At 45.5% G+C, this 18,026-nt stretch carries 25 protein-coding genes; 14 read left to right on the top strand and 11 right to left on the bottom strand.

Annotated elements, in window-relative coordinates:
• The first annotated feature begins 403 nt into the window (after positions 1–403).
• From L2082_RS13285 to L2082_RS13220, 14 genes are all read left to right on the top strand, one after another.
• On the top strand, positions 404–859 hold the full coding sequence (locus tag L2082_RS13285) for an MOSC domain-containing protein (RefSeq protein WP_446011170.1): 456 nt from the start codon (positions 404–406) through the stop codon (positions 857–859).
• 236 nt (positions 860–1,095) lie between these two features.
• Positions 1,096–2,271: an NADH-quinone oxidoreductase subunit D gene (locus L2082_RS13280; RefSeq protein WP_446011169.1), complete on the top strand. Its 1,176-nt coding sequence runs from the start codon at positions 1,096–1,098 to the stop codon at positions 2,269–2,271.
• A 19-nt stretch (positions 2,272–2,290) separates the two neighbouring features.
• Positions 2,291–3,379 (top strand): NADH-quinone oxidoreductase subunit NuoH, encoded by a 1,089-nt coding sequence (nuoH, locus tag L2082_RS13275; protein ID WP_446011843.1) that lies wholly within the window; start codon positions 2,291–2,293, stop codon positions 3,377–3,379.
• A 73-nt stretch (positions 3,380–3,452) separates the two neighbouring features.
• Positions 3,453–3,935, top strand: coding sequence for a 4Fe-4S dicluster domain-containing protein (locus tag L2082_RS13270; protein WP_446011842.1), 483 nt, complete (start codon positions 3,453–3,455; stop codon positions 3,933–3,935).
• On the top strand, positions 3,935–4,468 hold the full coding sequence (locus L2082_RS13265) for an NADH-quinone oxidoreductase subunit J family protein (RefSeq protein ID WP_446010052.1): 534 nt from the start codon (positions 3,935–3,937) through the stop codon (positions 4,466–4,468). Before L2082_RS13270 ends, L2082_RS13265 begins: the two co-directional genes overlap by 1 nt.
• Positions 4,465–4,770, top strand: coding sequence for an NADH-quinone oxidoreductase subunit NuoK (gene nuoK / locus L2082_RS13260; protein WP_446010053.1), 306 nt, complete (start codon positions 4,465–4,467; stop codon positions 4,768–4,770). Before L2082_RS13265 ends, nuoK begins: the two co-directional genes overlap by 4 nt.
• Positions 4,763–6,718, top strand: coding sequence for an NADH-quinone oxidoreductase subunit L (gene nuoL, locus L2082_RS13255; protein WP_446010054.1), 1,956 nt, complete (start codon positions 4,763–4,765; stop codon positions 6,716–6,718). The genes nuoK and nuoL overlap by 8 nt, the downstream gene beginning before the upstream one ends.
• Positions 6,719–6,771: 53 nt before the next feature.
• Positions 6,772–7,245: a type II toxin-antitoxin system VapC family toxin gene (locus L2082_RS13250; RefSeq protein WP_446010055.1), complete on the top strand. Its 474-nt coding sequence runs from the start codon at positions 6,772–6,774 to the stop codon at positions 7,243–7,245.
• Positions 7,235–7,399, top strand: a complete 165-nt coding sequence (locus L2082_RS13245; RefSeq protein WP_446010056.1) for a hypothetical protein — start codon at positions 7,235–7,237, stop codon at positions 7,397–7,399. Before L2082_RS13250 ends, L2082_RS13245 begins: the two co-directional genes overlap by 11 nt.
• A gap of 134 nt (positions 7,400–7,533) precedes the next feature.
• Positions 7,534–7,779, top strand: coding sequence for a hypothetical protein (locus L2082_RS13240; RefSeq protein ID WP_446010057.1), 246 nt, complete (start codon positions 7,534–7,536; stop codon positions 7,777–7,779).
• A gap of 179 nt (positions 7,780–7,958) precedes the next feature.
• Positions 7,959–8,135, top strand: a complete 177-nt coding sequence (locus L2082_RS13235; RefSeq protein WP_446010058.1) for a hypothetical protein — start codon at positions 7,959–7,961, stop codon at positions 8,133–8,135.
• Between the two features lie 190 nt (positions 8,136–8,325).
• A complete protein-coding gene (locus L2082_RS13230; RefSeq protein ID WP_446010059.1) occupies positions 8,326–8,547 on the top strand; it encodes a type II toxin-antitoxin system HicB family antitoxin in 222 nt (73 codons plus the stop codon).
• Positions 8,548–8,641: 94 nt separating this feature from the next.
• Positions 8,642–10,153, top strand: a complete 1,512-nt coding sequence (locus L2082_RS13225) for a complex I subunit 4 family protein (protein WP_446010060.1) — start codon at positions 8,642–8,644, stop codon at positions 10,151–10,153.
• 10 nt (positions 10,154–10,163) lie between these two features.
• Positions 10,164–11,591, top strand: a complete 1,428-nt coding sequence (locus L2082_RS13220) for an NADH-quinone oxidoreductase subunit N (protein WP_446010061.1) — start codon at positions 10,164–10,166, stop codon at positions 11,589–11,591.
• Between the two features lie 288 nt (positions 11,592–11,879).
• Here L2082_RS13220 and L2082_RS13215 read toward each other — a convergent pair whose 3' ends face one another.
• The 11 genes from L2082_RS13215 to L2082_RS13165 form a co-directional block, all read right to left on the bottom strand.
• A complete protein-coding gene (locus L2082_RS13215) occupies positions 11,880–13,097 on the bottom strand; it encodes a radical SAM/SPASM domain-containing protein (RefSeq protein ID WP_446010428.1) in 1,218 nt (405 codons plus the stop codon).
• 3 nt (positions 13,098–13,100) lie between these two features.
• Positions 13,101–13,256 carry a hypothetical protein gene (locus L2082_RS13210; RefSeq protein ID WP_446010429.1) on the bottom strand — a complete coding sequence of 52 codons (156 nt, stop codon included), beginning with the start codon at positions 13,254–13,256 and terminating at the stop codon, positions 13,101–13,103.
• Positions 13,257–13,278: 22 nt separating this feature from the next.
• A complete protein-coding gene (locus tag L2082_RS13205; protein ID WP_446010430.1) occupies positions 13,279–13,458 on the bottom strand; it encodes a hypothetical protein in 180 nt (59 codons plus the stop codon).
• 36 nt (positions 13,459–13,494) lie between these two features.
• Positions 13,495–13,875 carry a hypothetical protein gene (locus L2082_RS13200; protein ID WP_446010431.1) on the bottom strand — a complete coding sequence of 127 codons (381 nt, stop codon included), beginning with the start codon at positions 13,873–13,875 and terminating at the stop codon, positions 13,495–13,497.
• A 136-nt stretch (positions 13,876–14,011) separates the two neighbouring features.
• A complete protein-coding gene (locus tag L2082_RS13195; RefSeq protein WP_446010432.1) occupies positions 14,012–14,257 on the bottom strand; it encodes a DUF3368 domain-containing protein in 246 nt (81 codons plus the stop codon).
• A 32-nt stretch (positions 14,258–14,289) separates the two neighbouring features.
• A complete protein-coding gene (locus tag L2082_RS13190; RefSeq protein WP_446010433.1) occupies positions 14,290–14,520 on the bottom strand; it encodes a hypothetical protein in 231 nt (76 codons plus the stop codon).
• Positions 14,498–14,758 carry a UPF0175 family protein gene (locus tag L2082_RS13185; protein WP_446010434.1) on the bottom strand — a complete coding sequence of 87 codons (261 nt, stop codon included), beginning with the start codon at positions 14,756–14,758 and terminating at the stop codon, positions 14,498–14,500. Before L2082_RS13185 ends, L2082_RS13190 begins: the two co-directional genes overlap by 23 nt.
• A gap of 119 nt (positions 14,759–14,877) precedes the next feature.
• Positions 14,878–15,141, bottom strand: coding sequence for a DUF2442 domain-containing protein (locus L2082_RS13180; protein WP_446010435.1), 264 nt, complete (start codon positions 15,139–15,141; stop codon positions 14,878–14,880).
• Positions 15,138–15,443 (bottom strand): DUF4160 domain-containing protein, encoded by a 306-nt coding sequence (locus L2082_RS13175; protein ID WP_446010436.1) that lies wholly within the window; start codon positions 15,441–15,443, stop codon positions 15,138–15,140. The genes L2082_RS13180 and L2082_RS13175 overlap by 4 nt, the downstream gene beginning before the upstream one ends.
• A 201-nt stretch (positions 15,444–15,644) precedes the next feature.
• Positions 15,645–16,484, bottom strand: a complete 840-nt coding sequence (locus tag L2082_RS13170) for a hypothetical protein (protein WP_446010437.1) — start codon at positions 16,482–16,484, stop codon at positions 15,645–15,647.
• A gap of 18 nt (positions 16,485–16,502) precedes the next feature.
• Positions 16,503–17,885, bottom strand: coding sequence for a hypothetical protein (locus tag L2082_RS13165; protein ID WP_446010438.1), 1,383 nt, complete (start codon positions 17,883–17,885; stop codon positions 16,503–16,505).
• Between the last annotated feature and the right edge of the window lie 141 nt (positions 17,886–18,026).

Below are 18,026 nucleotides of genomic sequence, written 5' to 3'. Positions count from 1 at the left end.
TTATCTATTTTTCGCAACTCTTCTCTGGATAGGTGCATGCGAACTCAGAACGTGGATAGATCTCGTAAAAAACGTTGTGACCCTTAAACTATCGTGATCTTCTTTTTTTGTCCAATCTTTTTTTGTGTGGAATGAGGGGGGTGAACGGTTACGGCACAAGGTGTCGTTTTTGAGTATACAATATAATCAGGTTAACATACGATAACCTTGCAAATCATAGGGCAAAAACGATACAAGATGAGCACTGATCATAATATGATGATATCGCAAATTGATCATATGTCAAGGGGAAATCAAGTCCTAACTATCTGTTTATTACTCTCTTTTACACTAATCAGTTCAAGATTACATTTACAAATAAATCTCAATAACGCAAGCAAAAAATACAACAAAGGTTTAAAACATGGCAACAATCGAAGCACTTTGTATCAGCAAAAAGAAAGGAATTCCTAAAAAATCAATTGCAGAGGCCACTTTTCAGGTTGGTTTTGGCATCCTTAGCGATGCACACGGTGGAGACTGGCACCGTCAGGTCTCTTTGCTTGCCGGAGAGAGTATTGACACCGTGAAAAAAATATTACCTCAGCTTACTGAAGGTGCCTTTGCAGAAAATATCATTACCAGAGGCCTTGATCTTCACGCAATCCAGGTGGGCGACAGGTTACAGTTTGGAACAGAAGTGCTCTTAGAGATCACTCAAATTGGCAAAGAATGTCACAATGACGGATGTGCAATCAAAAAAGCCACTGGCGACTGCATCATGCCACGGGAAGGGATCTTTGCAAAAGTCCTTCAAGGAGGTGAGGCAAGACCCGGTGATACAATCACGGTCGCATCACAAGGGGTAAAACCTAAATAGCTACGACACTGTAGCCTCCTCTACCTCACCTGACCCAAGCCCTGATTGTACGGGGCTTTTATCTCCCTCTTGAGAGAGGCAATAAAAATAAACTACCAAAACAGCCCTAATGTTACTAAAAAGTAGACCGTAACCTTACAAAATCGAAGCGTTTTTTTCTCTTGACAATTTGCCGTTTTTGCTCTTCATTAGGGTAACAAAAAAACATAAACCGGACTGAAAATTTCTCCAGAAATATGATCTCACAATCCGCTGAAAAATACCGTCTTGACGGAGATGCCCTGCCTGAGGGATTCAGGCTGCCGCAATCAACCCAAGAGGATGCTGATGAATTCTTTGTCAACATTGGCCCCCAACATCCCAGTACCCACGGGGTACTGAGGATTGTTGTGCGATTAAGCGGCGAAACTGTCGTTGAAGCGGTACCGCACCTCGGTTACATCCATCGTGGCATCGAAAAGATGGCTGAGAACCAGACCTATATCCAGAACATTCATCTGACAGATCGACTTGATTACCTCTCGTCTTTTTTCAACAACCTCTGCTTTTGCATGGCTGTTGAACAGGCTATGGACATCGGCGTCCCTGAACGTGGTGAGTATATCCGTGTTATGATCTGTGAACTCCAAAGGATCCAGTCGCACCTGCTCTGGTGGGGTGTTATGGGGATGGATCTGGGTGGGTTTACTCCCTTTTTATACGGTTTCAGAGAACGTGAAATGATCACGGACATCTTTGAAGAAATGTGCGGAGCCCGCTTAACCATGAACTTTTTTCGTCCAGGTGGGTCATATTTTGATGCGCCAGATGGTTTTATCCCGAGAATAAAAAAATTTATTCCGATCATGTATAAAGCCCTTGACGAATACAATACCCTGCTGAGTGGTAATATTATATTTCGGGAAAGAACCAAGGGAATCGGCATACTTTCCCGGGAAGACGCCTTAGCCAACGGTTGCTCAGGTGCTGTGCTTCGGGCATCGGGCGTTTCCTATGATGTCCGAAAAAATGATCCGTACTCTATCTACGATCAGTTTGACTTTGACATCCCTACCAGCACTGACGGGGATAGCCTTGCTCGCTATGAGATTAAAATGGAAGAGATGGTGCAGTCTCTGCGTATTCTGGAGCAGGCTGCGGCAACCTTCCCTGAAGGCCCCCATCGCAGTCAACCCAAGGCTGTTTACAAGCTTCCCAAAGGGAGCTATTACAGTCAGGTAGAAACTCCGAGAGGTATTTTTGGAACCTATATTGTCTCTGACGGAGGCCCTAAACCATATCGGGTGAAATATCGTTCACCGAATTTCTGCAACCTCAGTGCTCTGAATCATGCAGCAAAAGGACTCAAATTGGCAGACTTAGTGACAATCATGTCCAGTATGGATTTTGTTATCCCGGATATGGACAAGTAGAGGGAAAAGCGAAATGAACATGTCAGCAACAGAAACTCTGTATCCGCTCCACAACGGTATTGGCAATATGGTGCGTGCTCTCTTTCCTGAAAGTGCCTTTTTTATTAATGGACTTTTAGGCTTGATTGCTGTGGTCATCTTGACATCCACTCTGGCTGCCGTCCTTATTCTGCTTGAACGTAAGGTCTCAGCCCACTTTCAGGTCAGGCTTGGCCCCATGCGGGTAGGCTTTCACGGTATTCTTCAGCCTCTGGCTGATGGTATTAAGTTAATCTTTAAGGAAATCCTTAAACCCAAGGGAGCTGATAGCTTTACCTTCTATCTTGCTCCAATGCTTCCCTTGACCGCCACCTTTCTTATCATGGCTATCTTGCCCTTTGACCATCATCTCCAATTGGCTGATCCTGCTGGTGGGGTACTCTATGTTCTGGGTATTTCAGGTCTTGCCGTGCTTGGCCTGCTGTTGGCAGGCTGGTCATCAAATAATAAACTTTCCCTGCTTGGGGCCATGCGTGCAGGAGCCCAGATGATTTCCTTTGAGATCTCGCTTGCCCTGATCATGCTACTCATCGTCATGCTTTCCGGGACAGCCTCGTTACGGGAGATTGTTCTTTCTCAGCAGGGCCTGATTTTTGATTGGTGGATTTTTAAACTGCCTTTTCTTGGCATTATTTCCTTTATTATGTACCTCATCGCCTCTACGGCTGAACTCAATCGAACCCCCTTTGATCTGGCTGAAGGTGAATCAGAGCTGACAGCAGGGTACCATACTGAATATTCCGGCATGGGCTTTGCCATGTTTTTCTTTGCTGAATTTGTCAATATGTTTATTTCAGCTGCCTTGGCAACCACCTTCTTTCTTGGTGGTTTCCATGCCCCGCTCATCGGGATTGACTTTATTGACCCGATCCTGAACATTATACCAGGATTTATCTGGTTCTTTGGTAAAACATTTTTTATTGTCTTTATCTATATGTGGTTCCGCTGGACCTTTCCACGGCTCAGAATTGATCAGCTCATGTCTCTGGAATGGAAAATGATGCTGCCCACCAACCTGCTTCTGTTGATGATGGGGGCTGTTTTTATGGTACTGGGCTGGGCTGGATAAGGCGCATTGTATACATCTTGGTCAAACTCAGTGAGCCTATAAACTGTATCTCTCAATAACTATGAAAGAAACCGTGCCCAAGGAAAGCCTGCTGAAATACAGCAGCCGCTACCTCAAAAAAATCTTTACAGGCTTCTATTCTCTTATGCAGGGAATGGATATCACTGTAAAATATTTTTCAAATCCAAAGACTGTCATCACGCAGCAATATCCGGAAAATCGGGATACCCTGACGATGTTTGATCGTTTTCGCGGGCCAGTATCCATGCCTCACAACGAAAACGGTGAAAATAACTGTACAGCCTGTGGTATCTGTGAGAAATCCTGTCCCAACGGTTCTATTTCTGTTCTCGCAACCAAGGATCTTAGTGGACGAAAAGTGCTTGGGCAATACATCTATCGAGTTGGACAATGCGCATTTTGTGGCCTCTGTGTGGAATCCTGTCCTTTTGGTGCCATTGAACTGGCAAAAGATTTTGAACTGACTGTGTACGACAAAAATGAACTTACCTGGGTACTTAACAAGGCTCAGGATACACCTTCAGGAGAATGCTGATGAGTGATATTCTCTTTTATATACTGGCGACAGTCCTTGTCATCCTGTCAGGCTGTGCCGTAAGTCTGCCAAATATTTTACACAGTGCCATTGCGCTGATTGGCTCCTTTATTATTACTGCGGCTCTGTATATCATGCTGCAAATTGAGCTACTGGCTTTGGCGCAAATCATGCTGTATGTCGGTGGCATTGTTGTTTTCATGCTGCTTATCATTCTTCTCACCACAGGGCTGGGGGTTGATGATAAACTCGGCAGAATAAGTACATGGAAATGGATCAGTAAAGGGATGATAACAGGCTTGCTGTTTACAGGAATGCTGTATTTTTTCACAGAAAACAGCTCATCCCTTTTGGATCAGGCATCCGCAAAAGCTGCACCGATCACCATTGACCAGATCGGTATCCGCCTGCTCTCAACAGAAAACGGCTTTATCGTTCCGTTTGAGGTTGTCTCCTTGTTGTTGCTTGCCGCATTAGTTGGTGCTGTGGTCATTGCCCGCAAAGATGCAGAGAAAAAGGAGGAACAATCATGACCCTTTCCCATTGCATTACTCTTTCATTGATTCTATGCGGCATCGGAATCTTCGGCATGATGACCCGTCGGAATCTATTGGGTATCCTGCTCTCGGTGGAAGTGATTCTCAACGGGGCCAATATCAACTTTGCTGCTTTTGCTCATTTTAAAGCCGCAGACCCGGTGGCCGGTGCGGTCTTCCCGATCTTTGTCATGGCGGTTTCCGCCTGTGAAATCGCTGTGGCCCTGGCAATTATCCTTTCCATGTACCGTCGTAAAAAACGGCTTGATGCGTATCGGCTGGAGGAACTCAATGGCTGATTTTATCTTTTTTCACAGTTATCTGATCCTGTTTTTTCCGCTCCTCAGTTTTGTCCTGATCGGACTGGGGCACCTTCATTCTGATAATAAATTTGTTGGCAAGCTGGCTATTACCTTGTCTGCTCTTTCTCTGGGCTATGCCCTGCTCACTGCCCTTGCCTACTTCATTTCAGTTATGGGACATGGACAGGGTCTCCCGTATCCTGAAAAAATGGCCCTTGATGGTGCCTGGCTTAATTTTTCTCCAACGCTGACGGCAAACCTGGGGATCTATCTTGACCCTATTTCGGTCATAATGCTGATCGTAATCACGGTAATTTCCCTGCTGGTCAATATCTACTCTGTTGGCTATATGAAGGGTGATCCCAGCTTTAACCGCTTTTTTGCCCTGCTGGCTCTGTTTTCTTTTTCCATGCTCGGCTTGGTGGTTTCCAGCAATATCCTCCAGATGTTTGTTTTCTGGGAACTGGTGGGTGTATCTTCCTATTCCTTGATAGGTTTCTGGTATGAAAAACCCTCAGCAGTGGCAGCCTCGAAAAAGGCCTTTATCATGACCCGGTTTGCTGATGCCTTTTTTCTCCTGGGAATCCTGCTGGTCAGTTTTGAAAGCGGGAGTTTCAGCTTCCAAACCCTGAACAGCCCGGAAACAGCAGCCCTGCTCAATAAAAATATCCTTTTTGCAGGACTGTCCATTAATATGTTGACTTTGGGTACCCTGCTGATCTTCTGTGGTGGTTGGGGCAAATCAGCCATGTTTCCCCTCCATGTCTGGCTGCCTGATGCTATGGAAGGACCAACCCCGGTTTCCTCTATTATTCACTCCGCAACCATGGTTGTGGCAGGTGTTTATCTGACAGCCCGGATGTTTCCGCTCTTTGCTGCCTCTGAGACCACCTTATTCGTGATCCAGTGCCTTGGTGCCTTTACAGCCTTGTTCGCCGCAGTGATCGCCATTACCCAGATGGATATCAAACGAATCCTGGCCTTTTCCACCCTGTCCCAGCTGGGCTATATGATATTTTCTCTGGGTGCAGCCAAAATCTGTGGCGATGGACATCATGATGCCTCTGTCAACCTGCTGGGCTACTCCGCAGCCATGTACCATGTTTTTACCCATGCCTTTTTTAAATGTATGCTCTTTCTTGGTGCAGGTGCCATTATTCATGCTGTACATAGCAACGATATTATGAAGATGGGTGGGTTGAAATCATTAATGCCCAGAACCTATTGGTCCTTACTTGCTGCCTGCCTGGCTATTGCGGGTCTGTTCCCTTTTAGCGGGTTTTGGTCTAAAGATGCTATTCTGTTGGCCTCGCTCCAATCCGGCCATTATATCACCTTTCTTGTTGGTTTAGTGACTGGTGCGCTGACCGCCTTTTACATGTTCCGTTTCTTCTTCCTGATCTTTCACGGCGAAGCTCGCTCTGAACTCCACGATGTTCATGAAGACCCTTGGATGACCTGGCCTATCATGATCCTGACAATACCGACTGTTTTTGCCGGTGTTTTGGAGCATTTCTTTATTGCCAATGTTGTGCCGCCTTATATTCAGGAGGCTGGTCACCTGGCCCATCCTGGCTGGTTGCCGTGGGTTGCTACCTTGGCAGCAGTTCTCGGTATTGGCGGGGCCTGGATCTTCTACGGCAAGGGCCAAACCGAGAGTGCAGCACGTCTGAAAAATATCTTCGGGCCTGTTGTGTATACGCTTGTCTACAATAAGTTTTATATGGATGAAATATGGCTTTTCATCACCCATAAAATTATCTTTGACCGCATCGCTGCGCCGATCAAGTGGTTTGATCGTAAGGTTGTTGACGGTAGTATGGACCTCACGGGTTGGCTCTTGCAGGTTGGTGGTAAGGGAGTCCGGCTTGCCCAGAACGGGCAATTACAGTTTTATCTTGGTGCAACAGTTATTGGTTTTATTATGTTGTTGTTTTTGGGGTAAGGAGCTTAGTAGGGAGGTTCATCTCCTGCCGGAGCAGTGCAAAACTAAAAGCAATGAAATCAGTCTATATTGAATCATCAGTAATCAGTTATATGACTGCTCGGCCAAGCAGGGATGTAGTTACGTCCGCTCGGCAGGCCGTTACCATTGAATGGTGGGATACCTACAAGAATACGTTTGAAATTTTTGTATCTGAGTTGGTGATAAATGAAATAGGATCGGGTAACGCTGAAGCAGCTCAAAAACGGTTGCTTCTCGTAGAAAACATACCTATTCTTGAGACAACAAAAAATGCTACCAAGCTCGCAAAATTATTGATTGAAGAAAATGCTGTTCCTGAATCCTGCACAGAAGACGCCTTGCATATAAGCATAGCCGCTGTACAGAGAATGAACTTTCTTCTTACTTGGAATTTCAAACACATCAATAATGCAAATACAAGAGACAAGATATCGAAAGTGATTGAGCAAGCACGATTACAAAGCCCGATATTGTGTTCACCGGAGGAATTGATACATGAAAAATGACCCTATTGTAGAAGAGATTAGAAATATCAGAGCTGTCCACGCAGCTAAATACGGGAATGATATTGATCGAATTTTTGCGGCAATAAAAGAAGACGAAAAAAAACATATGAAGAAATTAGTGAACCGGGAAAGAAAAACTGTATTGCAAGAATAGTAACTTATATGAAATGGGCCAGCGTTATCAATAACCCGCTGCTGAAGGATTTGCCGTTTACAATTGAGCTGAACAAATGAAGAAAAATGAAAAGTTAAAATTATATTTAGATACTTCAATTCCAAGCGCATATTTTGACACCTCAAAACCCGATACGGCAGTTAATTACTCAAAAATGGTTTGAAAACAAAGCCTCTTTGTATGAATTGTACATTTCTGTTACAGTTATTGAAGAAGTCGCAGAACTAAAAAACACTATAAAAAGACAGGCAATAAAAGACTTGATCCTTGATTCAGACATGAAGGTTCTTGAGCTATCAGATGATCTCATACTTCTTGCAAATGAATATATGAACAGAGGAGCAATTCCAAAAAAGTGAACCTGAAGATGCCTATCATATTGCAACAGCCTCAATAAACAATATTGATGCCTTAGCATCTTGGAATTTCAAGCATATTGTCAGTGTAAATCCTATAAGAAAAATTCATGAAATCAATTCGAAATATAAATATCCGATAATTGAGATCGGTTCTTTGCAGTTATTCGGAGGTGCTGAATATGGCAACATATAAAAACAGTTATAGCAAACAGGAAGATTCTCTTTTATGGGAAATCCATGAAATACGGCATCGCCTCCACAAATCAAGAAAACAGAAGCCGTTGCAAGAAATCAACCGTGAAGCAATAGAAAAATTTCATGCTTGGAAAAAGGAAAGAAAAATAACGCATCATTGAAATTACAGACCTCACTAACAACCTATTATGCCCACGAAGGGAAACTCCCTGACAGCCGGGAAATGTGAGCAGGATGGCCTACAGAATTTATTTAGAATGTCGAAGACGTTGCCAGGGAAAAATACACTCTGACACAACGACAAAAATGGTAAAAGATTATTATACAGGAATAATTGAGGCATATTGAGCCATGTCCTTAAAAAAACATTTTCCGGTTCTTGTTGAACAGGATATAGACGGAGTCTTTATCGTCAGATGCCCCGTGTTCCAAGGTTGTCGCAGTTACGGAGAAACTATTGACGAAGCCCTGCATAATATTCAGGAGGTTATTGAACTCTGCCTGGAAGAACAGAATCTTGAAGAACCGGCTAATACTTTTATCGGCATCAGAGACATTGAACTGGCGGTCTAAAAATGTCTGTCCTGCCAAATTTTTATTCGTTTTCTGTAATCATATCTGACAAAAAAATGAATCACTACAGCATAAACCGCAACGGAGTACATATATGAACGGACCATTTCTGCTCACTATGATCTGGGTCGTCCCTTTTATTACCGCCTTGGCTTGCCTGCCGATCCGGACTGATGACCATCGGAGCATTAAATTTATCTCATTAACCGGCAACCTGATCAACTTATTGCTTGTCACTATCCTGACCTTTAAGTTTGTCGCTGTCTCTGCTGCCAATCCTGTTGCTGACAATGCATTATCCAGCCTCTTTCATTTTACCTATAAGGTAGATTGGCTGACGATGCTGAACATAGAGTACAATATCGGGGTGGATGCTATTTCCGTGCTGATGATGCTGCTTACAGCCATTGTCATTTTCTGCGGGATCTTGGCCAGCTGGAATGTCAATAAGCAAGCCAAGGAGTTTTTCGTTCTCCTTAATGTCTTGGTGGCTGGCGTTTATGGGGTCTTTGTCTCTATTGATCTCTTTACCTTTTTTCTCTTTTACGAGATTGCGGTTCTCCCCATGTACCTACTCATCGGTCTCTGGGGAACAGGCAGGAAAGAGTATGCATCCATGAAGCTCACCCTGATGCTGGTGGCTGGTTCTGCCTTTATTCTGGCAGGGATTCTGGCCCTTTATTTTGAGTCAGGCGCAAATAGCTTTGACCTGCAAGTACTGTCTCAGCATCAGTTCTCTGATTCCTTTCAGTTTTGGGTCTTCCCGATTATCTTTCTCGGCTTTGGGGTGCTGGGAGCTATCTTCCCGTTTCATACCTGGTCACCAGATGGTCATGCCTCAGCACCCACAGCGGTTTCCATGCTCCATGCCGGTGTTCTTATGAAACTGGGCGGGTACGGCTGCCTGCGGGTGGGGATGTACCTCTTGCCAGAGGGAAGCCAGATGTGGATGGACTTTTTCCTGATTCTGGTCACCGTTAACGTGCTCTACGGAGCCTTTGGTGCTATCCGTCAGACAGACCTGAAATACATTACAGCCTATTCCTCAGTCTCTCACTGTGGACTGGTCCTGTTCGGTTTCACGGCCATGACTTTTACCGGCATCAAAGGTGGCGTACTCCAGATGATCTCCCACGGCCTGATGACGGCCCTGTTCTTTTGTCTTATCGGGATGATTTACGGCAGAACCCATACCCGAACTGTCAGCGAAATGGGCGGTTTGATGAAAGTGATGCCCTTTCTCTCGGTAGCCTATATCATTGTCGGACTTGCCGGACTGGGCCTGCCAGGGCTTTCCGGTTTTGTGGCTGAAGCCAATGTCTTTGTGGGTTCCTTTAACAACCCAGCTACCTTGAACAGAATCTGTACTGTCCTGGCTGTGCTCTCCATTGTTGTCACAGCGGTCTATGTGTTACGGGCTGTCAACGGCTTGGTGAACGGGCCGATCAAAGAACAATTCACCTCTCTGACCGATGCCTCTCTGCTGGAAAAAATACCCGTCACCATCCTGCTCGTCTGTCTCTTTGGCATGGGTATCCTGCCAGGCTGGATTATTGAACTGGTTAATAACGCTGTTCATCCCATTTACAATAACCTGATGCGATAAAAAAACTCCGATGACACTCCTGCTGCCTGATATTCTTCTTGTCGTACTTGCGGCCCTGGTAATGGGCTATGACCTGTACAAGGGAAAAGACGACCTCGTCTCCACCGTACCCTTTCATCTTTCCTGGGTTGGCTTATGTGGTATTTTTGTGCTGTTATTTTGTCTACCTCATGATCAAACCGTTCTTTATCCAGGTGGTTACCTGGTCACCGGTACAGCACTCCTTTTTAAGCAGGTTTTTATCCTGTCCGCTCTCTTTGCGGTCTTACTTTCGCGTCCGTATTTTACACCCGGAGGCAATCAAAGAGGGGTCATGAAATACCAGAGCGAGTTTTTCTTTATTCTGCTGCTCTGCACCTTTGGTATGTTCACGGTGGTCTCTGCCACTGACCTGCTGACCCTGTTTATCGGAATGGAGCTGGCCACAATTCCGCTCTATATATTGAGTGGTTTTTATAAAAAAGACAAACTCTCTGTTGAGGCTTCCACCAAGTATATCATTATGGGATCAGCCTCAACCGGTCTGCTCCTCTTTGGCTACTCGTTCTTCTATGGTGCTGCTGGTTCCCTGACCTTTGAAGCTCTGGCCCAAGCCTGCACAGCGAATCCACAGGAACCATTGCTTCGCATTGGGATGCTCTTTACCTTGGCAGCCATTGGCTTTAAGCTCACCCTGTTTCCCTTTCATATGTGGGCACCAGATGTCTATGATGGTGCGCCCAGCCCGGTAACCGCCTTTATTTCGGTTTCCTCCAAGGCTGTGGCTATTGCCTTTCTCTTGATCCTGGTCTATGGCCCGCTGGCTGCTATGCATAGTTATTTACAGCCCATCCTGCTGATCTTGGCAGCAGCAACCATGACTGTAGGGAACCTTGGTGCCCTGAAACAAACCCGTCTGCGCCGGTTCATGGCCTATTCTTCCATTGCCCAGGCTGGTTACATCATCATGGCCTTGCTCGGAAATGCTGGCTCGGCCCGCTCCTCAATTATCTTTTACCTGTTTGTCTATGCAGCAGGAAACTACGCAGTCTTCTTTATCATGTCCATTATTGGACGGAATGGCAAAGAGAATCGGAGTGGCTTACAAGGCTTAGGCAAGAGCAACCCAGGCTTGGCAGCTATTCTGATGCTCAGTGCCTTTTCGCTGGCAGGGATTCCGCCGCTGGCTGGTTTTATGGGAAAATTCTTCCTCTTTGCCTCAGCAGCGCAAAAGGGATACTATTTCATGGTGGTTTTTGCGGCCCTGAACTCAACCATCTCCTTATACTATTATCTCCTGCTGGTGAAAGAGGCCTATATTGTTGAGCCTGCTGGTGAACCTGCTCCCGTTATTATGGACGGATTCCAGAAAACCAGTATTTTTATTCTAACAGCAATTATGCTGATAGCCGGGATCTTGCCTTCCTTGAGTAATGGAGTGCTTACTGTGGCAGGCTAAACAACGCAGTAAGCACGAAATTGTAGGGCAAGACCTGTGTGTCTGCCCGTTGCCAGAGCTGAGGATGTTCAAGGGCGAACACATAGGTTCGCCCCTACGGCATCTAAAAAATCAAAAAGCTGTCAGACAGAAGTAGTATGTCTGGTAGCTTTTTGTGTTTTTAGCACAGGGTGGTCCGCTTAAGTGCAACGAAAGCGGACGGTACTTTACTCAGATTGTTTGATTTCGTGTTACTCTATCAAGACCAACCTTATAAGCAACAGTGAAACACAACGTCATGCTAACATCTTATTCAAAAAACAAGCAATCCTCTTGATAAAGACGACCGATCAAATCCAGCCCCTCGTTCCCAAACTGCTCCTGAATCTCTGTCAGGGTAGTTTCCCCATTCACTGCATCCAGTAGAGGCTTTGCAGTAACGGCAACCGGTATTGACCAATTATAACGAGTCACCAAATATCCAAAAGATTCCTCTCGGATTCTGAAACGGGCAACGGGTTTCCAGCTCGGATCTAAATGCACGTTCTTTGGCTCTGCCTCGCAAAGAGGTTCTGTCATCAAAGGATCTTTTTTTCTCCCCTGTTCTAAAGCAACAGAGCGGTCTCCTCCCCGGCAACGAAACAGCTCAACGCATTCCAGGCAGGCCGGGGCGATCTGCTGGCGGTATTGTTGCGCCTGTTCTGACTGCCAGATCTCTGTTATGTGTTGCTCAAAGATATTGCCGAACACGGTGCTGGTCAGGTTATCTGGTCGAACAAGCCCTTGTGGTGAAATCGCACAATGCTCAATCCCAGCATTGGAACCTTCTGTGGAATTGGGAACAAAACATTTGGGGACACAATTGCCGATTCGACAGGAAACTCCCTGTTTGTGCAGGTCTTCAATCAGCAAAACTGCCTGCTTGAACTGTTCCTTTGTCGGCTGAAGGGGATTGTCATTGCCCAGGAAACGATTAAACACTGCGTATTCCGCACCGAGTTCCTGGGAAAGATGGATAATATCTTCCACCTGTTCACAGCTGTCTTTGCTCAGGATGGTATTGGTGAAGATCTCTATTCCGGCGTCTGCGGCCCGACGGATATTTGCGCAGGTTTCTCCAAAGGCGTTGTCATCATTGACAAGGGTGTTATGAACCGCCGGACTGCTGCTGTGGAGACTAACGAGCATACCCAGACAGTTTTCCTGGTCTTGATACAGGTTGATGATCGTTGCAGGATCGGGCCAACGTCCGTTGGTGAACAGGACATGGGCAATGCCCAGGGAATCAACATGTTCTACAATCCGGGTAAATTCTGGATGGAGAGTGGGTTCTCCGCCGGTCAGGCGGATGAGTTCGGCATATTTGTCAGGATGATCCGGCGGGGCAATGCGATCAAACAGCTCCTGCCAGCGGGTCAGGGTCTGTTGTCGTCGGGATCCCCAGACATTAGCGCAACCGGTGCAGGAGTTATTGCAGGCATAGGTGAGTTCGACAGCATAGGACAGGGGGGCAGAAGGGAAGAGCATGGATCAGTTGCTGCCCAGCGCATACAATCCCTTTTTTTTCTTCTGCTCCTTGAGTGCAGGCTGTTCTGTTTTGTGCAGAACAACACGGACAGGGCAGGAAGCAGTCTGGTCCGAACCATAATAGCTTTGCAGGTAGCTTTCAGTCTTTGTTTTTTTCATACTGACTTCTTCTCCGGCACAATCAGTGACTGCCCAAGGCAAAAATGTTTTTTCGTTCCTGTCCAGAGACAGTTTTCTGAGCAGCCATGCTATAACCACCATGATTGTCGGTCAATGATACTTTTATGCGGGGCTGCTGTTTTTCCGACAAGGTGTAATAGGACAGGGAAAACTGCTGCGATACTGTTTTATTATTTTTCATACTTTCCGGTTCAGCTTATCATAGCGATATACTGCATTACTCTTTTTTTCCATTGTTCTGTTCTTTTTTCTGCCACTTTTGAGAATAATAAATCTTTATCAGTTCTTCCGCATGCTCAGGACAGAGGTATCTCATAGCTGCCTCAAGGGAAACGGACTGAAGAAGCTCTTCTACAGTAAGACCTTTCATGCGCTCTTCCAAGGTCAGTGTGTCAAGATGCTCCAAAGTAACTTCACGCAAATAATCTTGTACAGTATACGGCATTTGTATTCCCTCCAAGCGGTAATGGGTATATAAGGTGGAGATAACACTGCTCAACCCTTCTGTCCGCCATTCATAATCGGCGGCACCGTGCGCGACACGTTCCGGTATCCCGCTGAACAGCTCCCATACAGCGTTTTGTTTTGCCTGCGCCACCCGACCCGTGACAATCAGGCGGACCGAACGGCTTCACCATAGAAAATCATACACGCCAGCAGTACGGGCCATAGTATTGCTGATATTTTCTGAGTTTCAATAGCTGACCCAGATGAATCACTAAAATGCTTAAACGTCATATAATCATGTCTTCATTGTGTTGCTCTAAAAGCGAATTGAGCAGCCCGTTGGAATAAAACCGTTTGTTTGCCAACAGCATTTCAAAAAGCGGTTTGAGAGCAGGGATAAGTTTTTTATTCCGGGCAACGGATAATATTCCCAGTGTACCGATACAGTTGATGCCGAAATTCTCAGCAATTTTACGTGCCTTTCTGTCATCAATCAGCAGGAAATCCGCATCTGATTCTTTGTAGAGAAGCACACATTCCGATTCTCCGTAATCCATCAGAGGAGTCAGGGTGTTGAGTCCTTTGATCGCTTTGGTTTTCGGAAAAAATGATAGATTCTCGTATAGTAATCGGTTGTTTTGTCAAGAGTGATCTCCTGCCAGACTGCATTCGGAATAGAGATGTCATCAAACAGCGCGTTGAGTATTTCCAACTGATCAATGACGGCCAGTGAAAATATTGCACCGGAATCCGCAATAACAAGCCCGTTTTTCTCACTTGAGTTTCGCGATGTCATCCATAACCTCGGCAGCTGTCAGATTGCATATCGGGATCTCCTTTTCTGACAGGGCAGTCTCAAACTGCAACCGGGAAAGTCCGGCGATCTGCGCAGCTTTCCCGACAGTCAGTTTCTGTGCTTTATATAGCTGAACAGCCAGAGTAAGACGAATGCGCTGCCGCAGTTCGTTTTCCGTCTCATTCAGGGCAAGGAGGATGTCGGCGGGAAAATCTACAGATATTGATTGGGTTTTCATTCTAATTATTCACCTCCAAGCCGGTTCGATATTCAGGGACAGTTTTTCCCGTTCAACATGGTACGGAGAACCTGAGAACAGGTCGATTACGGTTATGCCGAATAGGCGGTGCCATGGGGTTATGGGCATATCTTGTTTTCATAGAGATCCGCAACAGGAAAGCAGAGATCGTAATCATTCCACTCTAAATCGCCGTCAGCAAGCTCAAACTTCCTGAATTCTTCCAAAGAGATATATTTTCGAATCAAAGGATTGAGAGAATTGATCAAGAACGGTTCGAAATCTACGAGTTGCACAGTTCCGTCGTTAAACGAAAGCCTGAGCTTATGGTCGCTGACATGCTCTGCCTTTTCTATCCGTATAACCTGATCTTTACCTATCATTTTACTTTCCTTTCTACTTTTTCGCATTCAACTGGTTTATGCAAAACAAAATAATCAATCCATTTTTGGACAATTTCACCTGAATAGACCTGAGCGAATTTTTTGAAGTCTTTGAGTACCGCCGAAGGTAGAGGCTTTCGGCCTTTGACGGATTTTATGGTGATTTCAGTCACGATGCCGTCTTCAATGATGAATTCAGCCTTTGATTCATGACCTTGAAACTTCCCGTGAACATGAACCGGTTCGTGTTCATTGGTGTAGAACAGAATTATTATTCCGAGGTATTCGTAAATTTTTGGCATAACAGCTTATCCGTTGCAACCGCTAAATTTTACTAATAACTCATATCGGCTCAACCAGCCGTGAAAACCATAAGTTTCAAAAGATTCTTACGTAATGTTATTAGTCGAACTTACAGGTTACTGTACTAGCCTTTTGGTTCCGGGCATCTTGGTCACCTCTGTGTTTCTCATGAACGTCGCTGGCTTTCCTAAGCAATACGGCTATTTTTTTTGTTCTTCTTTCAGCAGTTTCTGCAAAATATTACGCTTTTTTTCTTCCGATTCATCCAGAAAAAAATATTTCAGGGCTTCTTCCAGGGAAACTCCATGAAAACGATCTTTTACAGGAATCCCCTTGAGACGTTCCTTCAGTGCAATTCCTTTCAGACGCTCCTCCGGGGTCAGAGTGTCAAGGTTATCCAAGGTAACTTCACGCAAATAATCTTTTACAGTATACGGCATTTGTATTCCCTCCAAGCGGTAATGGGTATATAAGGTGGAGATAACACTGCTCAACCCTTCTGTCCGCCATTCATAATCGGCGGCACCGTGCGCAACACGTTCCGGTATCCCGCTGAACAGTTCCCAAACAGCGTTTTGTTTTGTTTGTGCCACCCGGCCCGTGACAATCAGGCGGACAGAACGACTTCCCCATATAAAATCATACACTCCTGGGGCATGTTCATGCAACTGGACTTTCCGGGCCAGTTTTTCCGGGTGTCTTGCTGCCACGGCGTACAATCTGAAGTCTTTGGATGGCAGCAGATTATCCATTGACGGACTTGCCTGTTTGCGATAATTGACATAATGTCCCAGCAGCTCGTCGCAGGCCCATGGTGTGAAGGGTTCCTGATGGGACTTGAAGCTCAGGATGTTATGCGGCCCCAGGTTGTCCAGTCCGTCGGGCAGGTCAGCGGGCGGTTCGCCTTGCTCCTGCTCAATGATTACCACATCCACGAACTGCTGTTTCAGGGACAGGTCTTTTTCCAGTTCAACGCGGTAGGGAGAACCTGTGAACAGGTCGATTACGGTGATGCCGAATAGGCGGTGCCATGGGGTCATTGGGTGGCTGCTCTTGCCTTAGTGCTCTTCATATTGCAAAACCAAGCTCCTCATTCTGATGAGTTGCAGTATACTTTCAAGTTCTTCCGTCCTCTTTCGCAGATGCTCTCCGTCCTGCCAGATATGACGTAAAATCTCATGAAGAATATCCAGCGATGAGCTATCCGCAATCAACTCTATTCGGCGTCGGAGAACACGCAGACCTGCTTCAAAACTCAGATTGTTAAAGCCTGCTTTATAATCACAGGCTTCAACATAGCAACGGAACATGGGTAACAGCTCTTCACGGCGAATCGGAACCTTTCGGGGAACAAAACTGTAGTTTTCCGAATCCGATTCATCAGCCTGCTCTTCCATCTGAAAACACCTACTAAAAAGCACATCACCTTGTGTAATCCGAAATCGGGCCGCCACCCAAGGGTGTTTATATCCTTTATTTTTTATTCTTTCTTCAAGATCCTGTTCATATTTCTCAACTTCTTTCTGAGAAGTATGATCATCATAATCTCCTGAGAAATAAAACGCACTCAGATAACTTTGAACCGCATCATCATGTCTAAAATGATTTTCACTGGCTTTACATGCCGCAATGGATTTCCTGAGATATCCAAAGGCCCCCAAACCACCCTGACCATTCTCCCAGAAATGACCATTCATCATCTGAAATTCACCCAGCTGAAAATATGCTTCAGCCAATTGCTGATGATAGAACCGAATGCGGTCTTGCAAGAAATCCTTCTGCTCCGTTTCCTTCGTAAAATCCAACTGTCCTCTAAAATAATCCTCCAGAGTTTGTTCAAGCTTCTCTTCACCTTGTTTGAGCAGGCTGAATGCCTTTTCCCGATCCCCCGGAAACTGTCTATCAAACCTCTTACGTGTAAAGGGTAATTCATCCCGTAAATAAATTTCCAGTAAGGATCCGTAACCGCCTTGGCGAAAATAGAATTCACCCTTGACAATATCCGTAAACCCCTTCAACCCCTGCTTCAAAACAGAATCTTTTATTCTGGTCTTTGCCTCTATGTCCTTCCCCTCAATGGCGTCTCGGGCACGTCCATAACAGAGCCGGGTATAATGAACATCTCCCAACAGGCGATAGAATCGACTCTGGCGAATCAGGCGGCAGGCAACTTTCTCCTGATATACCTCACTGCCCGTCAAGTTAGCCTGAAGCCGATATCCGTCAATCAGGCATTTGTTCAGCAAAACCGCATGGCGATAATCACCGTTTTCTTGAGCTTGTTGAATATCCTGTTTCAGGCGTTCTATCGTCCCCCGGCTGCCCTCTTCAGTTGTCTGCAACAGAACGATATAGCTAAAAACACTTTCAAAATCAGAAAGATCACCTTGCCAGTTTTCAGGATTTTTTTTCAGCCAGGCAAGAATCTGTTCCGCAATCATCCGCTGCTTTTTGACAGCAATTCAGAGCCTAAACTTTTTTCAATATGAGAATAGCGCAATGAGAAATTTTGGGCGCAACTATCCCGCCTCTTCAATTTAGACATGTTTGAAAAGTTAGGTTACCCTCTGGTTGTTTGTTTT

The sequence above is a fragment of the Candidatus Electrothrix sp. genome (assembly GCF_052785085.1).
This window is presented reverse-complemented; position numbering and strand designations above follow the sequence as displayed.